Source organism: Streptomyces sp. NPDC048248 (genome assembly GCF_043201875.1).
GTDB lineage: Bacteria > Actinomycetota > Actinomycetes > Streptomycetales > Streptomycetaceae > Streptomyces.
This window is the reverse complement of the sequence record NZ_JBICZL010000004.1, coordinates 123,480-140,063: the sequence shown is the minus strand read 5'-3', so window position 1 is coordinate 140,063 and position 16,584 is coordinate 123,480. Positions and strand designations below refer to the sequence as shown.

At 69.2% G+C, this 16,584-nt stretch carries 12 protein-coding genes; 7 read left to right on the top strand and 5 right to left on the bottom strand.

Annotated features, from left to right (window positions below; genetic code table 11):
• Positions 1-43: 43 nt before the first annotated feature.
• The 6 genes from rsmI (at position 44) to ACGFZW_RS09450 (ending at position 6,078) form a co-directional block, all read left to right on the top strand.
• Positions 44-910, top strand: a complete 867-nt coding sequence (rsmI, locus tag ACGFZW_RS09475) for a 16S rRNA (cytidine(1402)-2'-O)-methyltransferase (RefSeq protein ID WP_393892483.1) — start codon at positions 44-46, stop codon at positions 908-910.
• A 265-nt stretch (positions 911-1,175) separates the two neighbouring features.
• On the top strand, positions 1,176-1,631 hold the full coding sequence (locus tag ACGFZW_RS09470) for a hypothetical protein (protein ID WP_393892482.1): 456 nt from the start codon (positions 1,176-1,178) through the stop codon (positions 1,629-1,631).
• Between the two features lie 33 nt (positions 1,632-1,664).
• Positions 1,665-2,576: a TatD family hydrolase gene (locus tag ACGFZW_RS09465; RefSeq protein ID WP_393892481.1), complete on the top strand. Its 912-nt coding sequence runs from the start codon at positions 1,665-1,667 to the stop codon at positions 2,574-2,576.
• 439 nt (positions 2,577-3,015) lie between these two features.
• A complete protein-coding gene (locus ACGFZW_RS09460) occupies positions 3,016-4,200 on the top strand; it encodes a ubiquitin-like domain-containing protein (RefSeq protein WP_393892826.1) in 1,185 nt (394 codons plus the stop codon).
• A gap of 73 nt (positions 4,201-4,273) precedes the next feature.
• Positions 4,274-5,182, top strand: coding sequence for a 16S rRNA (adenine(1518)-N(6)/adenine(1519)-N(6))-dimethyltransferase RsmA (gene rsmA / locus ACGFZW_RS09455; protein ID WP_393892480.1), 909 nt, complete (start codon positions 4,274-4,276; stop codon positions 5,180-5,182).
• The gene (locus tag ACGFZW_RS09450; RefSeq protein ID WP_393892479.1) at positions 5,179-6,078 is read left to right on the top strand and encodes a 4-(cytidine 5'-diphospho)-2-C-methyl-D-erythritol kinase; all 900 of its coding nucleotides are present in this window, start codon (positions 5,179-5,181) and stop codon (positions 6,076-6,078) included. Before rsmA ends, ACGFZW_RS09450 begins: the two co-directional genes overlap by 4 nt.
• A 287-nt stretch (positions 6,079-6,365) precedes the next feature.
• Here ACGFZW_RS09450 and ACGFZW_RS09445 read toward each other — a convergent pair whose 3' ends face one another.
• Complete coding sequence (locus tag ACGFZW_RS09445) at positions 6,366-7,103, bottom strand: alpha/beta hydrolase (RefSeq protein WP_393892478.1); 738 nt, start codon at positions 7,101-7,103, stop codon at positions 6,366-6,368.
• Between the two features lie 181 nt (positions 7,104-7,284).
• On the opposite strand from ACGFZW_RS09445, the gene ACGFZW_RS09440 reads away from it, so the two are divergent.
• A complete protein-coding gene (locus ACGFZW_RS09440; protein WP_393892477.1) occupies positions 7,285-9,084 on the top strand; it encodes an ABC-F family ATP-binding cassette domain-containing protein in 1,800 nt (599 codons plus the stop codon).
• A gap of 577 nt (positions 9,085-9,661) precedes the next feature.
• Here ACGFZW_RS09440 and ACGFZW_RS09435 read toward each other — a convergent pair.
• The 4 genes from ACGFZW_RS09435 to ACGFZW_RS09420 form a co-directional block, all read right to left on the bottom strand.
• Positions 9,662-10,408 (bottom strand): barstar family protein, encoded by a 747-nt coding sequence (locus ACGFZW_RS09435; protein ID WP_393892476.1) that lies wholly within the window; start codon positions 10,406-10,408, stop codon positions 9,662-9,664.
• 81 nt (positions 10,409-10,489) lie between these two features.
• A complete protein-coding gene (locus ACGFZW_RS09430) occupies positions 10,490-15,139 on the bottom strand; it encodes a putative T7SS-secreted protein (RefSeq protein WP_393892475.1) in 4,650 nt (1,549 codons plus the stop codon).
• A complete protein-coding gene (locus ACGFZW_RS09425; RefSeq protein WP_393892474.1) occupies positions 15,136-15,753 on the bottom strand; it encodes a hypothetical protein in 618 nt (205 codons plus the stop codon). Before ACGFZW_RS09425 ends, ACGFZW_RS09430 begins: the two co-directional genes overlap by 4 nt.
• A complete protein-coding gene (locus tag ACGFZW_RS09420) occupies positions 15,754-16,155 on the bottom strand; it encodes an SseB family protein (RefSeq protein WP_393892473.1) in 402 nt (133 codons plus the stop codon). It lies immediately after the preceding gene.
• Positions 16,156-16,584 lie beyond the last annotated feature (429 nt).

The following is a 16,584-nucleotide window of genomic DNA, read 5'->3' as shown; positions in this document are numbered from 1 at the left end:
CTCACGGCGCGGCGCGGTCCGAACGGGCTGGGAGGATGGGGGCGTGACTGGAACGCTGGTACTTGCAGGGACGCCCATCGGCGACGTCGCGGACGCCCCGCCGCGGCTCGCCACCGAACTCGCCGCCGCCGATGTGATCGCGGCCGAGGACACCCGCCGGCTGCGCCGCCTGACGCAGGCGCTGGAGGTCGCGCCGACCGGGCGGGTGGTGTCGTACTTCGAGGGCAACGAAGCGGCCAGGACGCCCGAGCTGGCCGACGCGCTGGCCGGCGGCGCGCGGGTCCTGCTGGTCACCGACGCCGGGATGCCGTCCGTGTCCGACCCGGGCTACCGCCTGGTCGCCGCCGCCGTCGAGCGCGGCATCAAGGTCACCGCGGTGCCTGGCCCCAGCGCGGTGCTCACCGCACTCGCCGTGTCCGGCCTGCCGGTGGACCGCTTCTGCTTCGAGGGCTTCCCGCCCCGCAAGCCGGGCGAGCGTCGCTCCCGGCTGCGGGAGGTCGCCGACGAGCGCCGCACCCTCGTCTACTTCGAGGCCCCGCACCGCCTGGACGACACGCTCGCCGCGATGGCGGAGGTCTTCGGCGCGGACCGGCGGGCCGCGGTCTGCCGCGAGCTGACCAAGACGTACGAAGAGGTCAAGCGCGGGCCGCTGGGCGAGCTCGCCCCGTGGGCCGCGGAGGGCGTGCGTGGTGAGATCACCATCGTCGTCGAGGGCGCCCCGGACACCGGGCCGCAGGACCTCGCCCCGGAGGAGCTGGTGCGCCGGGTCCAGGTGCGCGAGGACGCGGGGGAGCGGCGCAAGGAGGCCATCGCCGCGGTCGCGGCGGACGCCGGACTGCCCAAGCGCGAGGTGTTCGACGCGGTGGTCGCCGCGAAGAACGCCGCGAAGGGTGTCGCGAAGAATTCCTAGGAAGGCGCCGCACAGGGCCGGGCGCAGGGCCGGGCGCAGGTTCCGCGCAGGCCACGGCGCGAACCGACCCGCCGGAAGGTAAATGACCGGCCTGGAAGGTAAAGCGAAGGCCCCCACAGCGGGGCCTTTTCCCTACAGCCTGCCAAATCTGGGCCAATACGGAAGAAGGACTGGTGCGCCGCGGCCGGGAAAGGCGTCCACTGAGGGTGGGACGTTCGACGTTCGGTCCCCAAAGACCTTGTCCAGCGGACAAGAGGAGCGGCACATGAGCGAGATCGCACAAACCGGCCCGGCCACCGGCAGCACTGCCGGCCCCACCCGGCACAGCGAGCCCACGGCACACGAGGCGTACGCCTTCGCCTGCATGCGATGCGGCCACGGCTGGGAGCAGGCCTACGAGATAGCCCACCCCGTCGACGCCAAGGGCGAGCTGCACGTCGTCTACTACGCGGACGGCGAGCGCGTGCCGTCCCCACTGACCCAGCCCGTCTGCCGGAACTGCGGCGGCAACGTGGTGCGCATCATGCGTGCCGGTCAGGTCTCGATGGTCTCCGACGCGATCGCCGGACTGCACCAGCGCCGGGGTCCCGGGAGCGCGAGCGGAAGCACGGCGGCGGACCCGGCCGCCGACCAGGGCGCCGAGCGCACCCCGGAGCCCGCCGGACGCCACCACTGGCACCTCTCCGACCTGCTGCGTCCCTTCCAGCACCACCACAAGTGAGCCGCCGGCCGCGGTCCTCGTAGGATCGCGGCCATGGCACAGCAAGCCCAGACTCCCGCACCCGGCAAGGCGGCCAAGCCCGCCAAGGACGCGCCGCCGCCGCTGCCCGAACCGCTTCGGGTACCGGTCGCGGACTCGCACACCCACCTGGACATGCAGGAGGGCACCGTCGAGGAAGCGCTCGCCAAGGCCGCCTCGGTGGGCGTCACCACCGTGGTGCAGGTGGGCTGCGACCTCGCGGGCTCGCAGTGGGCGGCGGACACGGCCGCTGCCCACGACAGCGTGCGGGCAACCGTCGCGCTGCACCCCAACGAAGCGCCCAGGATCGTCCTCGGCGACCCGGACGGATGGTCGCGGCAGGGTGCCAGGGAGCCCGGCGGCGACAGTGCGCTGGACGCCGCCCTGGCCCGTATCGACGCGCTGGCCGCCCTCCCGCACGTGAGCGGCGTCGGCGAGACCGGCCTCGACCACTTCCGCACCGGACCGGACGGCATGGCCGCCCAGCAGCGGTCCTTCCGCGCCCACATCGAGATCGCCAAGCGGCACGGCAAGGCCCTGGTCATCCACGACCGGGAGGCGCACGAGGACGTCCTGCGGATCCTGCGCGAGGAGGGCGCGCCCGAGCGGGTCGTCTTCCACTGCTTCTCCGGCGACGCGGAGATGGCGAAGATCTGCGCGGCGGCGGGCTACTTCCTGTCCTTCGCCGGAAATGTCACCTTCAAGAACGCCCAACCGCTGCGCGATGCGCTCGCCGTTGCCCCTCCCGAACTGGTGCTCGTGGAGACCGACGCGCCGTTCCTCACCCCCGCGCCCTACCGCGGTCGGCCCAACGCGCCGTATCTCATTCCGGTCACCCTCCGGGCGATGGCCGAGGTCAAGGGGATGACGGAGGACGCGATGGCCACGGCAGTCGCGGCCAATACAGCGCGCGCCTTCGCCTGCTGACCGCCCCCCGGAGCGGGCGAACGACGTCCGGTGGTGACGCTGTGTAGCGGGTCGACTTTGGAGAGTCACCATCGCTCCGCTACATTCGGCCGTCCACCGCATCTGTGGCATGTGGAGCGTCGTGAGTCATTCGCAGAGCAGCCACCGCGCCGCGCGCGGCCGGCGCGGCCGGAACCCGGGCGCCACCGGATCGCCGTACGAGGCGAAGGCACCGTACGAAGTGAAGGCACCGTACGAAGTGAAGGCCCCGTACGAGGCCAAGGCTCCGTATGAGCCCAAGGCGTCGTTCGAGGTGAAGTCGCCGTACGTGCAGAGGGCGCCGTACCAGCGCCACGACCTCCGCACCACCTCCGGCCCGCCCGGCCCGACCGTCCTGACACCGCGGCAGACCGGGGCCGCGCCCGCACCGTCCCCCAGCGGCCTCCGGCCCGCACCGCTCCTGCCCGCACCGGTCCTCCCCGTCCCGGGCAGCCGGGTCGCCGCGCGCCGGGCCGGCCGCCGGACCGGCGGCCGAAGGCGCCACGGCACCTCCCCCGAGGCACTGCGCCGGCTGCTGCCGCGGGCCCTCGTCGTCGCCTTCCTCGCCGGCGGCACCACCGCCTTCATCGCCCACGACAAGGCCGTCCGGCTCACCGTCGACGGCACCCCGCGCACCCTGCACACCTTCGCCGACGACGTCGACGACCTGCTGGCCGACGAGGATCTCGACATCGGCCGGCACGACATCGTCGCTCCCGCCCCCGGCACCGCGCTCAGCAGCGGCGACGACATCGTCGTCCGGCACGGCCGGCCGGTGGTGCTGACCATCGACGGACAGCGCCGCCAGGTGTGGACCACCGCGGACACGGTGGACGGCGCCCTGCGCCAGCTCGGCGTCCGCGCCGAGGGCGCCCACCTCTCCCTCTCCCGCTCCCGGCGCATCGACCGGCACGGCCTGGAGCTGGCCGTACGCACCGAACGCTCGGTGGTCTTCCTCGCCGACGGCCGCGAGTACCGCGTGCGCACCAACGCCGCCACCGTCCGGGAGGCCCTGGCCGAAGCCGGACTGGCCCTGCGCGACGAGGACACCACCTCGGTGCCGCAGGACAGCTTCCCCCGGGAGGGCCAGACCGTCTCGGTGCTGCGCATCACCGGGTCCAGGGAGATCCGCGAGGAGTCCGTCCCGTTCCGCACGATCAAGCGGATCGACCCGCAGCTCACCCGGGGCACGGAGGCCGTCGTCCAGCAGGGCCGCCCCGGCGTGCGGCGGGTCGCCTACCGGCTGCGCACCGTCAACGGCGTCGCGGAGAAGCCGAAGCGGCTGGGCACCCATGTCGTCCGCAAGCCCCGGCCGCAGATCGTGCACATCGGCACCAAGATCCTGCCGACATCGGTGCGGGGCGCCGACCACCTCGCCTGGGACGCGCTCGCCCAGTGCGAGGCGGGCGGCCGGCCGAACGCCGTCGACGCCTCGGGCACGTACGGCGGCCTCTACCAGTTCGACGTCGCCACCTGGCGGCGCCTCGGCGGCACCGGCCGCCCGCAGGACGCACCGGCCCAGGAGCAGACCTTCCGCGCCAAGAAGCTCTACATCACCCGGGGGGCGAGCCCGTGGCCGGTCTGCGGCCGTAAGCTTCACCGGTGAACGAGCGCAGCGAGCGAACAACGGAAAGGCGCGCACGGCGGGCGACCGCGACGGCGCGCAGCGAGGCTTCGGCATGATTGAGAGCAGCACCACCGACGAGTCCGGGCCTCTGCTGGGACCCGCCGATGTGCGCGAGCTGGCCGCCGCGCTGGGCGTGCGCCCCACCAAGCAGCGCGGGCAGAACTTCGTCATCGACGCCAACACCGTCCGCCGGATCGTGCGGACCGCCGGCGTCCGCCCCGACGATGTCGTCGTCGAGGTCGGCCCCGGACTCGGTTCGCTGACCCTGGCGCTGCTGGAGGCGGCCGACCGGGTCACCGCCGTCGAGATCGACGAGGTGCTCGCCGCCGCCCTGCCGGCCACCGTCGCGGCCAGGATGCCCGAGCGCGCCGACCGCTTCGAGCTCGTCCACCGCGACGCCATGCACGTCACCGAGCTCCCCGGTGCGGCGCCGACCGCCCTGGTCGCCAATCTGCCCTACAACGTCGCGGTGCCGGTGCTGCTGCACATGCTGGCGACGTTCCCGACCATCGACCGCACCCTGGTCATGGTGCAGGCCGAGGTCGCCGACCGGCTCGCAGCCCGTCCCGGCAACAAGGTCTACGGCGTGCCGTCGGTCAAGGCGAACTGGTACGCCGAGGTCAAGCGGGCCGGCTCCATCGGCCGCAAGGTCTTCTGGCCCGCCCCCAACGTCGACTCCGGGCTGGTCTCCCTGGTACGCCGCGACAAGCCGATCGAGACCTCCGCGAGCCGCGACGAGGTCTTCGCCGTCGTCGACTCGGCGTTCGCCCAGCGCCGCAAGACGCTGCGGGCCGCCCTGTCGGGGTGGGCCGGGTCGGCCGCGGCGGCGGAGGCCGCACTGGTCGCAGCGGGCGTCTCGCCGCAGGCCCGTGGTGAGGCCCTGACCGTCGAGGACTTCGCGCGGATCGCGGAACACAAGGGACCGGGGGGCACCCGGGGGATCAGGGAGGCATCGGCATGAGCGGCCCGATCACCGTACGGGTGCCGGCCAAGGTCAACGTCCAGCTGGCCGTCGGCGCGGCCCGCCCCGACGGCTTCCATGACCTGGCGAATGTCTTCCTCGCCGTCGGCCTCCACGACACGGTCACCGCCACCCCGGCGGACGCCCTGCGGATCACCGCCGAGGGCCACGACGTCGACCGGATCCCGCTGGACCGCACGAACCTCGCGGCCCGCGCCGCGGAGCTGCTCGCGGCCCGGCACGGCATCGCGCCGGACGTCCACCTGCACATCACCAAGGACATCCCCGTCGCGGGCGGCATGGCCGGCGGCAGCGCGGACGCCGCGGGCGCGCTGCTGGCCTGCGACACCCTGTGGTCGACCGGCTCCTCCCGCGAGGAACTGCTCGACATCTGCGCCGAGTTGGGCAGCGATGTGCCGTTCAGCCTGGTCGGCGGGGCGGCGCTGGGCCGCGGCCGGGGCGAGCTGCTGACGCCGCTGGCCGTCGGCGGCACCTTCCACTGGGTCTTCGCTGTCGCCGACGGCGGGCTGTCGACCCCCGCCGTCTACGGCGAGTTCGACCGGCTCACGGCGGACACGCGCGTACCCGAGCCGGAGGCGGCCCCCGAACTGCTGGCCGCGCTCCGCGACGGTGACGCCACCGCGCTCGCCGCGACGCTGGCCAACGACCTCCAGCCGGCGGCGCTCTCCCTGCGCCCGGAGCTCACCGAGACCCTCAAGGCCGGTAGGGACGCCGGCGCCCTGGCCGCGCTGGTCTCCGGCTCCGGGCCGACGACCGCGTACCTGGTCGAGGACGCCCGGGCGGCGGAGAAGGTGGCCCAGGCACTGCTCGCCTCCGGCACCTGCCGCGCGGTAAGGGTGGCGGACTCCCCGGCACAGGGCTCGACGGTGCTCTAGGTGTGCTGTCCCGGCCGGCCCGCGCGCCTGGCGCGCACGCTCGCTGCGCTGTTGGGATCGCCACGTAGACCCACTACGAGGACGACCCTGCGCCTTGCGATCGCGCTCGGCCTCCGAAGGCGACTCCGAGCCGGGACGGAGCGAGTGCAACGAGCGCAGTGCACCGGACGCCGCCGGCCCCGCCTTCCGGACGGAGGACGGGCTTCGCGGACGCGCCCCGGGCGGTCGCCGCGACGCCGGGCGACCGCCGTCCGGGCAGCGGCCTCGGCGCTTGGCGGGCCGGGGCGCTAAGCGGCCGCCGCGGCCAGCACCTCGGCCGCCAACCGGCCTGCCTGTACGGCGTGTTCGGCGGTCGTCGGCAGGCAGCGGTTCGTCGAGGGGTCGTATTCGGTCATGATCGCGCCCGCGTGGTCGGTCCCGGTCTCCCGGAGCGTCACCGGGCGGCCCGCGGCGCGCAGCGCCTCCGCCAGGTCGCGGGAGTGCCGGGCGTCCACAAGGGCGTCGCGGCTGCCGTGGACGAGGTGGACCGGCACGGCCGGGTCCAGGCCCGCGGCGAGATCGGCCAGCGGAACCGCGCCGGTGGTGAACGCCGGGCGGTCGTAGCGGCCCGCGACACCGACCACCGCCGACGGCCGCCAGCCGTCCGCCACCTCGGGCCTCAGCGCGACACTCAGCGCCGACGGCGCCCCGGCCGACCAGCCGGCCAGCACGAACGACTCCCCGTCACCGCCCAGCAGGACCGCCTGCTCGCGGACGAACGCCAGCGACTCCAGCAGCTGCGACCGGCCGCCGTCCGCGGCGTCCGAGCGCCAGTCCGGTACGAGCACCAGCAGGCCGTTGGCCGCCGCGGTCCGCGCCAGCGGTTCCAGGACCTCCCGCTCGTCGGGCCCGATGCCGTGCCAGAGCAGCACGGTCGGCGCCGGCCGCGACGCCCCCGCCGGACGATGGACGTCCAGCTGCTTGCCGCTCGGCCCGTAGACCAGCCCGCGTTCCGTCTCTACTTCCGCACCCGTGTCCGAAGTCATGACGAGCACGCTATCCAACGGCGATCACGGCCTCCGGCGATCAGGACCTCTCGGGCGCTCGCAGGGCCGTCGGCCCGTCTCCTCGCGCCCGCTCGGTCCGCATCCTCACGCCCGGGCCGAGCCCTTCCGCACGCCGACTAGGCTGGGATGGTCGATTCATGTGAACCACCGCAGGAGTGAGATGGCCGTCAACCTCGTCAATCTGGAAGCCGTCGGCAAGGTCTACGGGACCCGTGCCCTGCTCGACGGTGTCTCGCTCGGCGTCAACGAGGGGGACCGGATCGGCGTCGTCGGACGCAACGGGGACGGCAAGACCACCCTGATCCGGATCCTCGCCAAGCTGGAGGACGTGGACAACGGCCGCGTCACCCACAACGGCGGCCTGCGCCTCGGCGTCCTCACCCAGCACGACTCCCTCGACCCGGCCGCCACCATCCGGCACGAGGTCATCGGCGATCTGGCCGACCACGAGTGGGCCGGCAACGCCAAGATCCGCGACATCCTGACCGGCCTCTTCGGCGATCTCCACATGCCGGGCTTCACCCACGGCCTGGACACCGTCATCGGCCCCCTCTCCGGAGGCGAACGCCGCCGCATCGCCCTCGCCAAGCTGCTCATCGCCGAGCAGGACCTGATCGTCCTCGACGAGCCCACCAACCACCTCGACGTCGAGGGCATCTCCTGGCTGGCCGGGCATCTGCGGGCCCGCCGCTCCGCCCTCGTGGTCGTCACCCACGACCGGTGGTTCCTGGACCAGGTCTGTACCCGCATGTGGGACGTCCAGCGCGGCGACGTCCACGAGTACGAAGGCGGCTACAGCGACTACGTCTTCGCGCGGGCCGAGCGTGAGCGGATCGCCGCCACCGAGGAGGCCAAGCGGCAGAACCTGATGCGCAAGGAGCTGGCATGGCTGCGGCGCGGCGCCCCGGCCCGTACGAGCAAGCCGCGCTTTCGCATCGAGGCCGCCAACGAACTGATCGCGGACGTGCCGCCGCCCCGCGACACCACCGAGCTGATGAAGTTCGCCAACACCCGCCTGGGCAAGACGGTCTTCGAGCTGGAGGACGTCAGCGTCCAGGCAGGACCCAAGGTGCTGCTCAAGCACCTCACCTGGCAGCTGGGCCCCGGCGACCGGATCGGCCTCGTGGGCGTCAACGGCGCCGGCAAGACCTCCCTGCTCCGCGCCCTGGCCGAGGCGGCCCGCACCCAGGGCGAGGCGCAGCCGGCAGCCGGCCGCATCACCGTCGGCAAGACCGTCAAACTCGCCTACCTCTCCCAGGAGGTCGGCGAACTCGCCCCGACGCTGCGGGTGCTGGAGGCCGTCCAGCAGGTGCGTGACCGTGTCGACCTGGGCAAGGGCCGGGAGATGACCGCCGGGCAGCTGTGCGAGAAGTTCGGCTTCACCAAGGAGAAGCAGTGGACGCCGGTCGGCGACCTGTCCGGCGGTGAGCGCCGCCGCCTGCAGATCCTGCGCCTTCTCATGGACGAGCCGAACGTCCTCTTCCTCGACGAGCCCACCAACGACCTCGACATCGAGACCCTGACCCAGCTGGAGGACCTCCTCGACGGCTGGCCCGGCTCGCTGATCGTCATCAGCCACGACCGCTACTTCATCGAGCGCACCACCGACCGCGTACACGCCCTCCTCGGCGACGCCACGCTCCGCATGCTCCCGCGCGGCCTCGACGAGTACCTGGAGCGCCGCAAGCAGGTGATCGACGCCGCGGTCCCGGCGGCCACGCAGCAGACCTCCGCGCCCAAGAAGGCCGCCGCCGTCAACCGCGCCGCCCAGAAGGAACTCCAGAAGATCGAGCGCCAGCTGGACAAGATCGTCACCAAGGAAACCAAACTCCACACCCAAATCGCCGAAAACGCCACCGACTTCGAAAAGGTCGCGGGCCTCGACGCCCAACTCCGCGAACTGACAGCGGAGAAGGACGAACTGGAAATGCGCTGGCTGGAACTGGCGGAGGAGGCGTAGGGGGCAGGTACGCCGACGGCTTTGTGCGGCCCTTGGTTCGCATCCGCTGGCGGGCCCGGGAGCCGCAACATGCAAGGCCGCCGAGATCGAGCAGCGGTGTGCCGAAGACCGAAGCCCTGCCCGTGGGGTCACCGGCCGGCGCCCTGTCTCAGGAGCGGCGCGGGCAGCCGGTGGACATTACGCGTCCTGGTGTCCGGCCCGGCCGGTGACCTGGCAGGGCTGCTATACCTGGTCCGGCTGCACCTGGGCTTGGGCGGGATGCTGCCCACCATGGGGGCGAGGTCGTGCGCCAAGGCGTGGATCTCGTGGGTGGGTGACATCGGCCCGGCTCGGATAGGACCAGCTTGTCAGCGTGCAGCGGTCACCGTGCGAGCATCCTCGGGATCGAGCTCGGGGCTGAGCACAAGGAACCCGTGTACGAGCCTGGCGCAGAAGTGTGCGCTGCACCTCGCAGAGGCCCGGCAAATTCTTCGAGCGGGGCCTTCGAGTGCCGCGCAAGGTCGTCGAGACGATCACCGCGGGAGGGGACGACGGCTGGAGCGGGAATCAGCTGTCGCATGGGAGATTCAATTCGAAGTCAGCAAACAGTAATATCCACGCGAGATTCGCGTATGACTCCCATGACTGAGTCCAGGAAGGCGTCACTCAGTAGCTCTCGAGATGTATCAAAATCTTTCCAAACAATTTTCACCGTAGAACCCTTGGTGAAGCGTGAAGCGATGCAGTCTGCCAGGGCGTCAAGATTCGATCCAAAGTACCCACCAGGGCCATTAACCGCCTCGCCCAGTGCACAGAAGAACCCCGACCTCGTAGAGATATTCGTACCGTCCAAATGTGCGACGCAATCTACTCCAACCTGGGCGCTCCCGTGATTCGAGGCAAACCAGGAATTCTGCACAACGTGCAGCCAGGCGCTCTGATAGCTGACCGGCCACTGAAGCCATTCACCCTTGTGCAGGGTGGCACCCGTTGCCCAGCGTTGCCAAATTTTTTCAGCTCCAGGATACTCGCATCGATTTCCGAAGTACTGGTACGGGACGCGCGAAATTTTGCCGTCTGGCGACTCTTGTCCCGTATCGCCGAGGACAACACGGCCGATGAAATACTCGCCAATCTTCTCCTGGCGACGATTCATGATTTCCAGTACTGCGTCTTCAGTCCTCCGCCTACCTTTGTTGAGTTCATGAGCCCTGAGGAAGGCTACTTCTGTCGGCTCCTCTTCCGGATCGACAAAAAACCCCTCCACTTCTTCAGCTGCGACAAGTACATTGCCGGTACCTTCATCGGATACCGCGTACAATGGAAAATCAACCTCGACCAGCACGGGAAATTCACCCGACATATTCCACTCGCAGACGAAACTGGTGCGGCGATATTAAGCGCCGTCGAATTATTGGTCGAAAGGCTACTGTTTCCACCCCGAGTCAGGGAAATGGGGTGCGCCGAATCGTTGAATCTTCTGATAATGCGTAGATGTCCAACCGTATACTTTGACGCCGTTAGGCAACTCCTTTTCCAGTATTCTGTCAGATTCCGGCCTGCCGGGCACACGGTACTCCTTGGAACCTGCCCACCACGGATGCTCACGTCCTTGATAGATGTCGTGCGAGGGGATTTCGCCTTCCTTCACGCGGTCGTAGGTCGAAGCGATCTTGTTGTTCATCCCCCTGGGGAGGGGGTCCGACAGATTTCCGTTGGGGTTCCCCTTGGAGGGTTCACATGGGCTTAGCCCGAGGGGATCGCTCCAAGTGTGTGGGTTGTGAACGTAGGTGGTGGCGTTGGGTGAAGGGGTGAGGCCTAGAGGGTCAACAGAGAGGTATCGCGCGCTTTCGGGGTCATAATAGCGATGATAGTTGTAGTGGAGTCCAGTTTCGTTATCGAAGTATTGTCCTGGGAAGCGGAGGGGGGTGTAGGCAGTGCTTGAACGGACCCATGCAGTGGTCCCCCAGAGGGTTTTTCGGGTGCGCCATGCGATGGCACCTGTCTCGTCGACGAGTTCGGTGGGTGCGCCTACGAGGTCAGTGATGATGGCGAAGAAGCGCTGGCTTATTTCTTCCTGGCACGAGTCGGCCCGAGGTTTACGCTCGGTCTGGCTAATCGGGCGAATTCCGTCGTGATCCCAGGTGAGGGTGACGCGCGGGAGCGCCGCGCAGCTACTGGATTGTTCCGCGAGATTAGTTCCGTCCCAAGTGAAGATGACCTGCTCAAGAATCGATCCATCAGCCGCTACACACTGTTTGGCCATGCGACGGCCTAGTGGATCGTACAAGTAGCGCCATACTTTCCCGTCTGGAGTGGTGACCGTGGTAAGACGATCTTCAGCATCCCAGGTGTAACGCCAGATTTCGGGTTTGCGGGACAAGCGAGTCTTCTGACGGAAGATGACGCGGCCTTGGATGTCGTGTTTGTAGCGGACCTGGCCAGCGCCGGTGATCCGGGTACCGGCGTAGCTACGTGTGCCGCGCGCCTCCGAGCTGGGGTGGCTACCGGGCCAGTTGGCTTCGGCCTGGTTACCTGCCTGGTCGTAGACATAACCCTCAGACCAGCCCTGGGCGCGAACTGCAGTTACACGTCCTGCAGCGTCAACGTCGAAAGTGCGCGGGCCATTAAGGTGGTCGTCGATGCCGACAAGGTAACCGTCTGGGCGGTAGGTGTACTGACGGCGTTGGATGGTGCTGAAATCAGCGCCAGTCAGAGACTGACCTGACAAACGTCCAGTGGCATTCCAGGTGTTGGCCAGGGTGAATGCTTCGCCACACTGGCGGACGATTTCGCGTCCTGCTGCATCGTGTTCGAAATTGAGGGTGTGGCCAGACGTGGTCAGGGAAGTGCGATTACCGGCGGCGTCATAAATCCAGGTACTAGTTGCGCCAGTGGGCGTGGTGCGGTGCGTGCGACGCCCGAGGGCGTCATATGCATGCGACATCACAAGCCCATTCACAGTCTCGGTGACGACACGGCCTAGTCGATCGCGCTGGTAGGTCAAAGTTGCGTTAGGGCTTGTTGCTTGAAGGAGGCGGCCTGCCAGGCAGTATCGGTAGGTGGTGACCTGGTCATCGACATTTTTCCCCACGATCCGACCCAGCGGGTCGCGGGTATAAGAGGTGATCTGCCCGAGCGCATTAGTGCGGGCGACCAGGTGTCCCGCCGCATCGTGCGTGTAGGTCAGCACACGGTCGTCGAAGTCCGTCTCGGATGTGAGGCGGCCGGCGGCGTCGTACGCGTAGTTCCAGGTCAGGCCCTGCGGGTTGGTGACCTGGGTGAGGCGTAGTTCGGTGTCGTGGGTGAAGGTGTGGCGGACGCCGTCCGGGTCGGTGCGGGCCGTCAGCAGGTCGAAGTGGGTGTATTCGAAGTGGGTGGTCTGGCCGATGGCGTCGGTGTGGGAGGTGCGGTTGCCCTCGCCGTCGTAGGTCCATTCCTCGGTGGCGCCGGTGGGGTCGATGCGGGCTGCCAGCTTGCCTTCGACGGTCCACACCATGTGGGTGGTCTCGCCCAGGGGGTCGGTGACGGAGGTGGTGCGGCCGAAGGCGTCGCGGCGGTAGTGAGTGATGGCGTCCAGCGGGTCGGTGACGGTGAGCGGTAGACCGGCCTTGTTGCAGTAGAGGTGACTGGTGTTGCCGAGAGCGTCGGTGACCGAGGAGACGTGGCCGCGAGCGTCGTGGGTGTAGGTGGTGGCAGCGCCCGTGGGGTCGGTGGTGGCGGTCCGGTTGCCGGCGGCGTCGTAGGTGTGGGTCCAGGTGGTGCCGTCCGGACCGGTGGTGCTCAGGGGCAGGCCGAGGTCGTTGTAGCTGGTGTTGGCGGTGGAGCCGTCGGGGAGGGTGACGCTCACCGGGCGGCCCTCGTCGTCGTACGTGAAGTGAGTGGTGCGTCCCAGGGGGTCGGTGGTCGACAGGATGCGGTGCTTGGCGTCCCGGATCGTGCGGGTGGTGGCGCCTGTGGGGTCGGTCTCCGCGACGATCTGGTGGCGCTCGTTGACCTCGTAGCGGGTAACGCCGCCCTGGGAGTTGTGGAACAAGTTGGTGCGTAGGCCCGTGACGGGGTCTGGTTCGCCCCAGGTGAAGTGGGCGCGGAGGTGGCCTTCGATGCCGCCTTGTGAGGTGCAGCGGTCCTGGTCGTCGTAGACGTAGGTGTAGCTGCTGTTGTTGGTGTCCGTCCAGGACGTGATGCGGCCGACGTCGTCGTAGGTGAAGCGGAGCGGGAGGCCGGAGGAGTTGGTGGTGGTGATGAGGTTGCCGGCCTCGTCGTAGCCGTACGTCATCAGGAGCTGGTCGCTGCCGTCGGGGGCTGCGCCGGCGAGGTGGACGGCGGTGATGCGGCCCTCGTCGGTGGTGAGCAGGAGGCGGTAGCCCGCGCTGTGGGTGATGGCGGTGGGGGTGCCGTCTTCGGTGTAGTCGAAGGTGTGGTGGTTGCCGCGGCGGTCGGATATCTCGTCGAGGACGGCGAGGCCCTCGGTGCAGGTGGTGAAGTACCAGCGCATGCCGGAGGCCGGGTCCGTGAGGACGTAGTCGCCGTCCGGGGTGCGTTCGAGCGGGCGGCCCTCGCCCTCGACGGGCACGGTGGGCACGCCTACAGCCGGGTGGGGGTAGAGGAGGAAGTTGCCCTCCTCGCCGATGAGGATGACGCCCTCGGAATCGATTTCCAGGCGCTGGTCGACGGTGCTCATCCACGTGGGGCCGAACCAGCGGCCGGTGCGGTGGGACGACTCGAAGGTGCGGGTGAAGGAGAGCGGGAGGCTGCCGGGGAGGGTGATGTCGGTCTGCGGCAGGATCATCCGGCCGGTGGCCATGTCGATGGGGTCGTTGCCGAAGGTCTTGCACCACCGGGTGCGGGCCCGGTCCATGATGGTCCGCTTGCCGCCCTCCTTGGCGGCCTGCCGGGCCGCGCCTTCGGCAGCGTCCCTCGCGCCCGCCTTGGCCGCCCCCTTGGCCAGCCCTCCCGCGCCCTTGCCGCCCGCCACGTTGACGACGGCGGCGCTGAACGAGTCGAGCGGGTCGCTTCCCCACCCTGATCCGACCACGCTCTTGGCGGTGTCGATGGGGTGGAGCGGGGCCTGGGCCAGGCCGAGAAGGGTGGTGGAGACGTTGGAGGCGAACTGCCAGGGGTGGGTGAGGTTGTAGGGGTCGAGCGGATTGACCGTGCGCCCCAGCTTGACGGTGTCCGCCGCGGCCTTCAGGGCGCCGCCCATGAGGTGCATGTTCGCGGCGGGCAACGCGGTGCCGAAGTCCGATATCGCTGCGCCTGCCAGGGAGGTGAACGCCGGCTTCTCCGGCGCGTGCGCCAGGGCACCCTTGATGGCGTTACGGGCGCGTGCGGCGGCTTCGTTTCGCTGGCTGCGGGCTTCCTTGAGCATGTCCTGGGCCGTTTCGCGGCCCTCGGCGCCCGGGTCGGTATGGGCGACGGGCTTTTGCGGCTCGTCTCCGGGGTCGGCGTTGCGTGAGATCGCCGCGTTATAGGCGTCGACCTTGGCGTTGTACGTGTCGACCTTCGCCTTGTACGCATCCACCGCGCGCCGGGTGGCTTCCTGCGCGTGTCGGTATTTGTCGATGGCGTCCGAGGCTTTGTGCTGAGCCCAGGTGACCGTCTCCGCATAAGCCTTCAGGGCCTTGTGGGCGTCGTCGCAGGCGTCGGCGGCGTGCATCCACTGCTTGGGGTGCATGTCGAACTTCTCGCGGAAGGCGTCGGCCGCCTTACCGGTCCAGTGTTGGCCGGAGCCGAGTTTGCGCATGCCGTTCGCGACCCGGTCGAAAGCGGCGGAGAAGTCCTTCAGGTGCGACGCGGACTCGTTGATCTTCTCGGCGTCACCGTGGATGAGTTCCTTGGGGTCTTCGCTCTCGCCGAGCTGGCGCTCATCGACATGGGCGCCCAGCGCGCCCGCCACCTTCGCGCCGCCGGAGCGGACGGCATGGGCGGCGTCGTCCGCGCCGACCGTCTCCAGCATGTCCCCGGCGATGTCGGAGCCGTGTTCGACGACCTCGCCGGCGCCGCGCTCCACGGCGTTCGTGAACTTGCTCGCGCCGTCCCCGATCGCGTTTGCCGCATCCCCCAGCCAGCTCACTTCTGCTCCCCCTTGTGCGCCTGCGGCGGCGTGTTCGGCTCCAGCTTGGCCGTGGTCTCCGACGGGTCCTCCCCGCCGTTCATGAGACGGTCAGGGATCGAGGTGACGTCGTGACCGAACTGCTGCTCCGCCTCGACCACCCGTCCGTAACCCTCCCGCGACTTCTGCGAATTCGGGTCCCAGTCCGCGTCCTTGAACTGCGACAGGGGGTTGGCCACATCCCCCCAGGACCGCTTGTGCAGCTGCTCGGCGGTCAGGGTCGGGTCGCCCCACGCGGCGTTCGCGGTCTGCTTGAGCGCGTCGGAGGCGTACTGCTCCTGCTCGTAATAGAAACCGGCGGTGATACCCAGCTTCTGCGAGAATTCGTTGGCATTCTGCATCAGACCGCGAACGCCCCAGCCCCAGCGCTCGCAGAACGAATCCAGAACGGCAGCGAGATCGTCATCACCGCATTCCACGCTGTCCAGGGACAATTTGTCGAAGCCTCGGCCCAGTTGCGCTTCCATATCGAAGCCCAACTCTTTCAGCTCGGCCGTAGCGGCCTTGATGCCCTTGGTGAGCTGCTCGAACGCCTCAGGTTCGAGGTGATACCCCGAACCGCCGATCAGACCCATTTAGGCGTTTCCCCCCTGCGGTGCGTCAGATATGTCCACGGCCACGGAGTCCGGCACGATTCCGGCCACCGGCGGGAAGAGCATCCCGTGCTCGCTACCCGCGTCCAGCGCCACACCCATCGGCCCCTCGATGGCCGGAACCAGCACGTCAAGGACGCGCGCCCCGGATGCGGTCAGGTACTGCCACTCCGTGCCCGGCGCGTCGCCCCGCGAGAGAGCGAAGCGGGACATCGCCGCTTCGTCGGTGAACGCATACAGCCAGCGAATGCCGCCCAACTCGGCTGACATGAGCGTGTCGTTGACGGTCGGCAGCAGGACATGCGTACGCCGGAACTCCCCCACCAACGCGGCCGGGTCCGGCTCTCCCGCGTGAACTGCCAATACTTCATCGGCCAATGACATGACGACCCTCCCCCGATACTTCACCCCAACTACTGAACCTACTTTGACATATGGCACTGACAGCGCCGCTGAGCACCCTCGGCGACGGAAACCGGTCGCGGGTTCTTTTTATGCTCAATGATTCTTCTTCGGTATCCGATGGCCTCGATGCCCGTGAGCCCAAGCGGCCTTACGCCCCTACCGCGTTCGCCAGGCAACGCCGGAAGCCGTCCCGACCGCCCCGCTTCTGTGTCGCCAAGTGGTGCCTGGCTGCCCGTCGCGGGCCTGCTCGCTGGGGTGCCAACCGGCCCCGATTGGCCGGGAGTCCCGCATTCCGGGGGCTTCTCTCCGGTAGGGGGCGCGCTCGGCCGGGCGAGCGTGTAGCTTCCCGGGGACAAGGGGCCCGGCGGGGGCCGGGGGCGGGTCCGCCGGGGATGGAGGGGGTTGTTC

What these genes read in the sequence shown, in the direction of transcription:
- ACGFZW_RS09470 (WP_393892482.1), top strand. Translation starts at nt 1,176, where the DNA reads ATGAGCGAGATCGCACAAACCGGCCCGGCCACCGGCAGCACTGCCGGC.
- ACGFZW_RS09465 (WP_393892481.1), top strand. Translation starts at nt 1,665, where the DNA reads ATGGCACAGCAAGCCCAGACTCCCGCACCCGGCAAGGCGGCCAAGCCC.
- rsmA (WP_393892480.1), top strand. Translation starts at nt 4,274, where the DNA reads ATGATTGAGAGCAGCACCACCGACGAGTCCGGGCCTCTGCTGGGACCC.
- ACGFZW_RS09450 (WP_393892479.1), top strand. Translation starts at nt 5,179, where the DNA reads ATGAGCGGCCCGATCACCGTACGGGTGCCGGCCAAGGTCAACGTCCAG.
- ACGFZW_RS09445 (WP_393892478.1), bottom strand. Translation starts at nt 7,103, where the DNA reads ATGACTTCGGACACGGGTGCGGAAGTAGAGACGGAACGCGGGCTGGTC.
- ACGFZW_RS09440 (WP_393892477.1), top strand. Translation starts at nt 7,285, where the DNA reads ATGGCCGTCAACCTCGTCAATCTGGAAGCCGTCGGCAAGGTCTACGGG.
- ACGFZW_RS09425 (WP_393892474.1), bottom strand. Translation starts at nt 15,753, where the DNA reads ATGGGTCTGATCGGCGGTTCGGGGTATCACCTCGAACCTGAGGCGTTC.
- ACGFZW_RS09420 (WP_393892473.1), bottom strand. Translation starts at nt 16,155, where the DNA reads ATGTCATTGGCCGATGAAGTATTGGCAGTTCACGCGGGAGAGCCGGAC.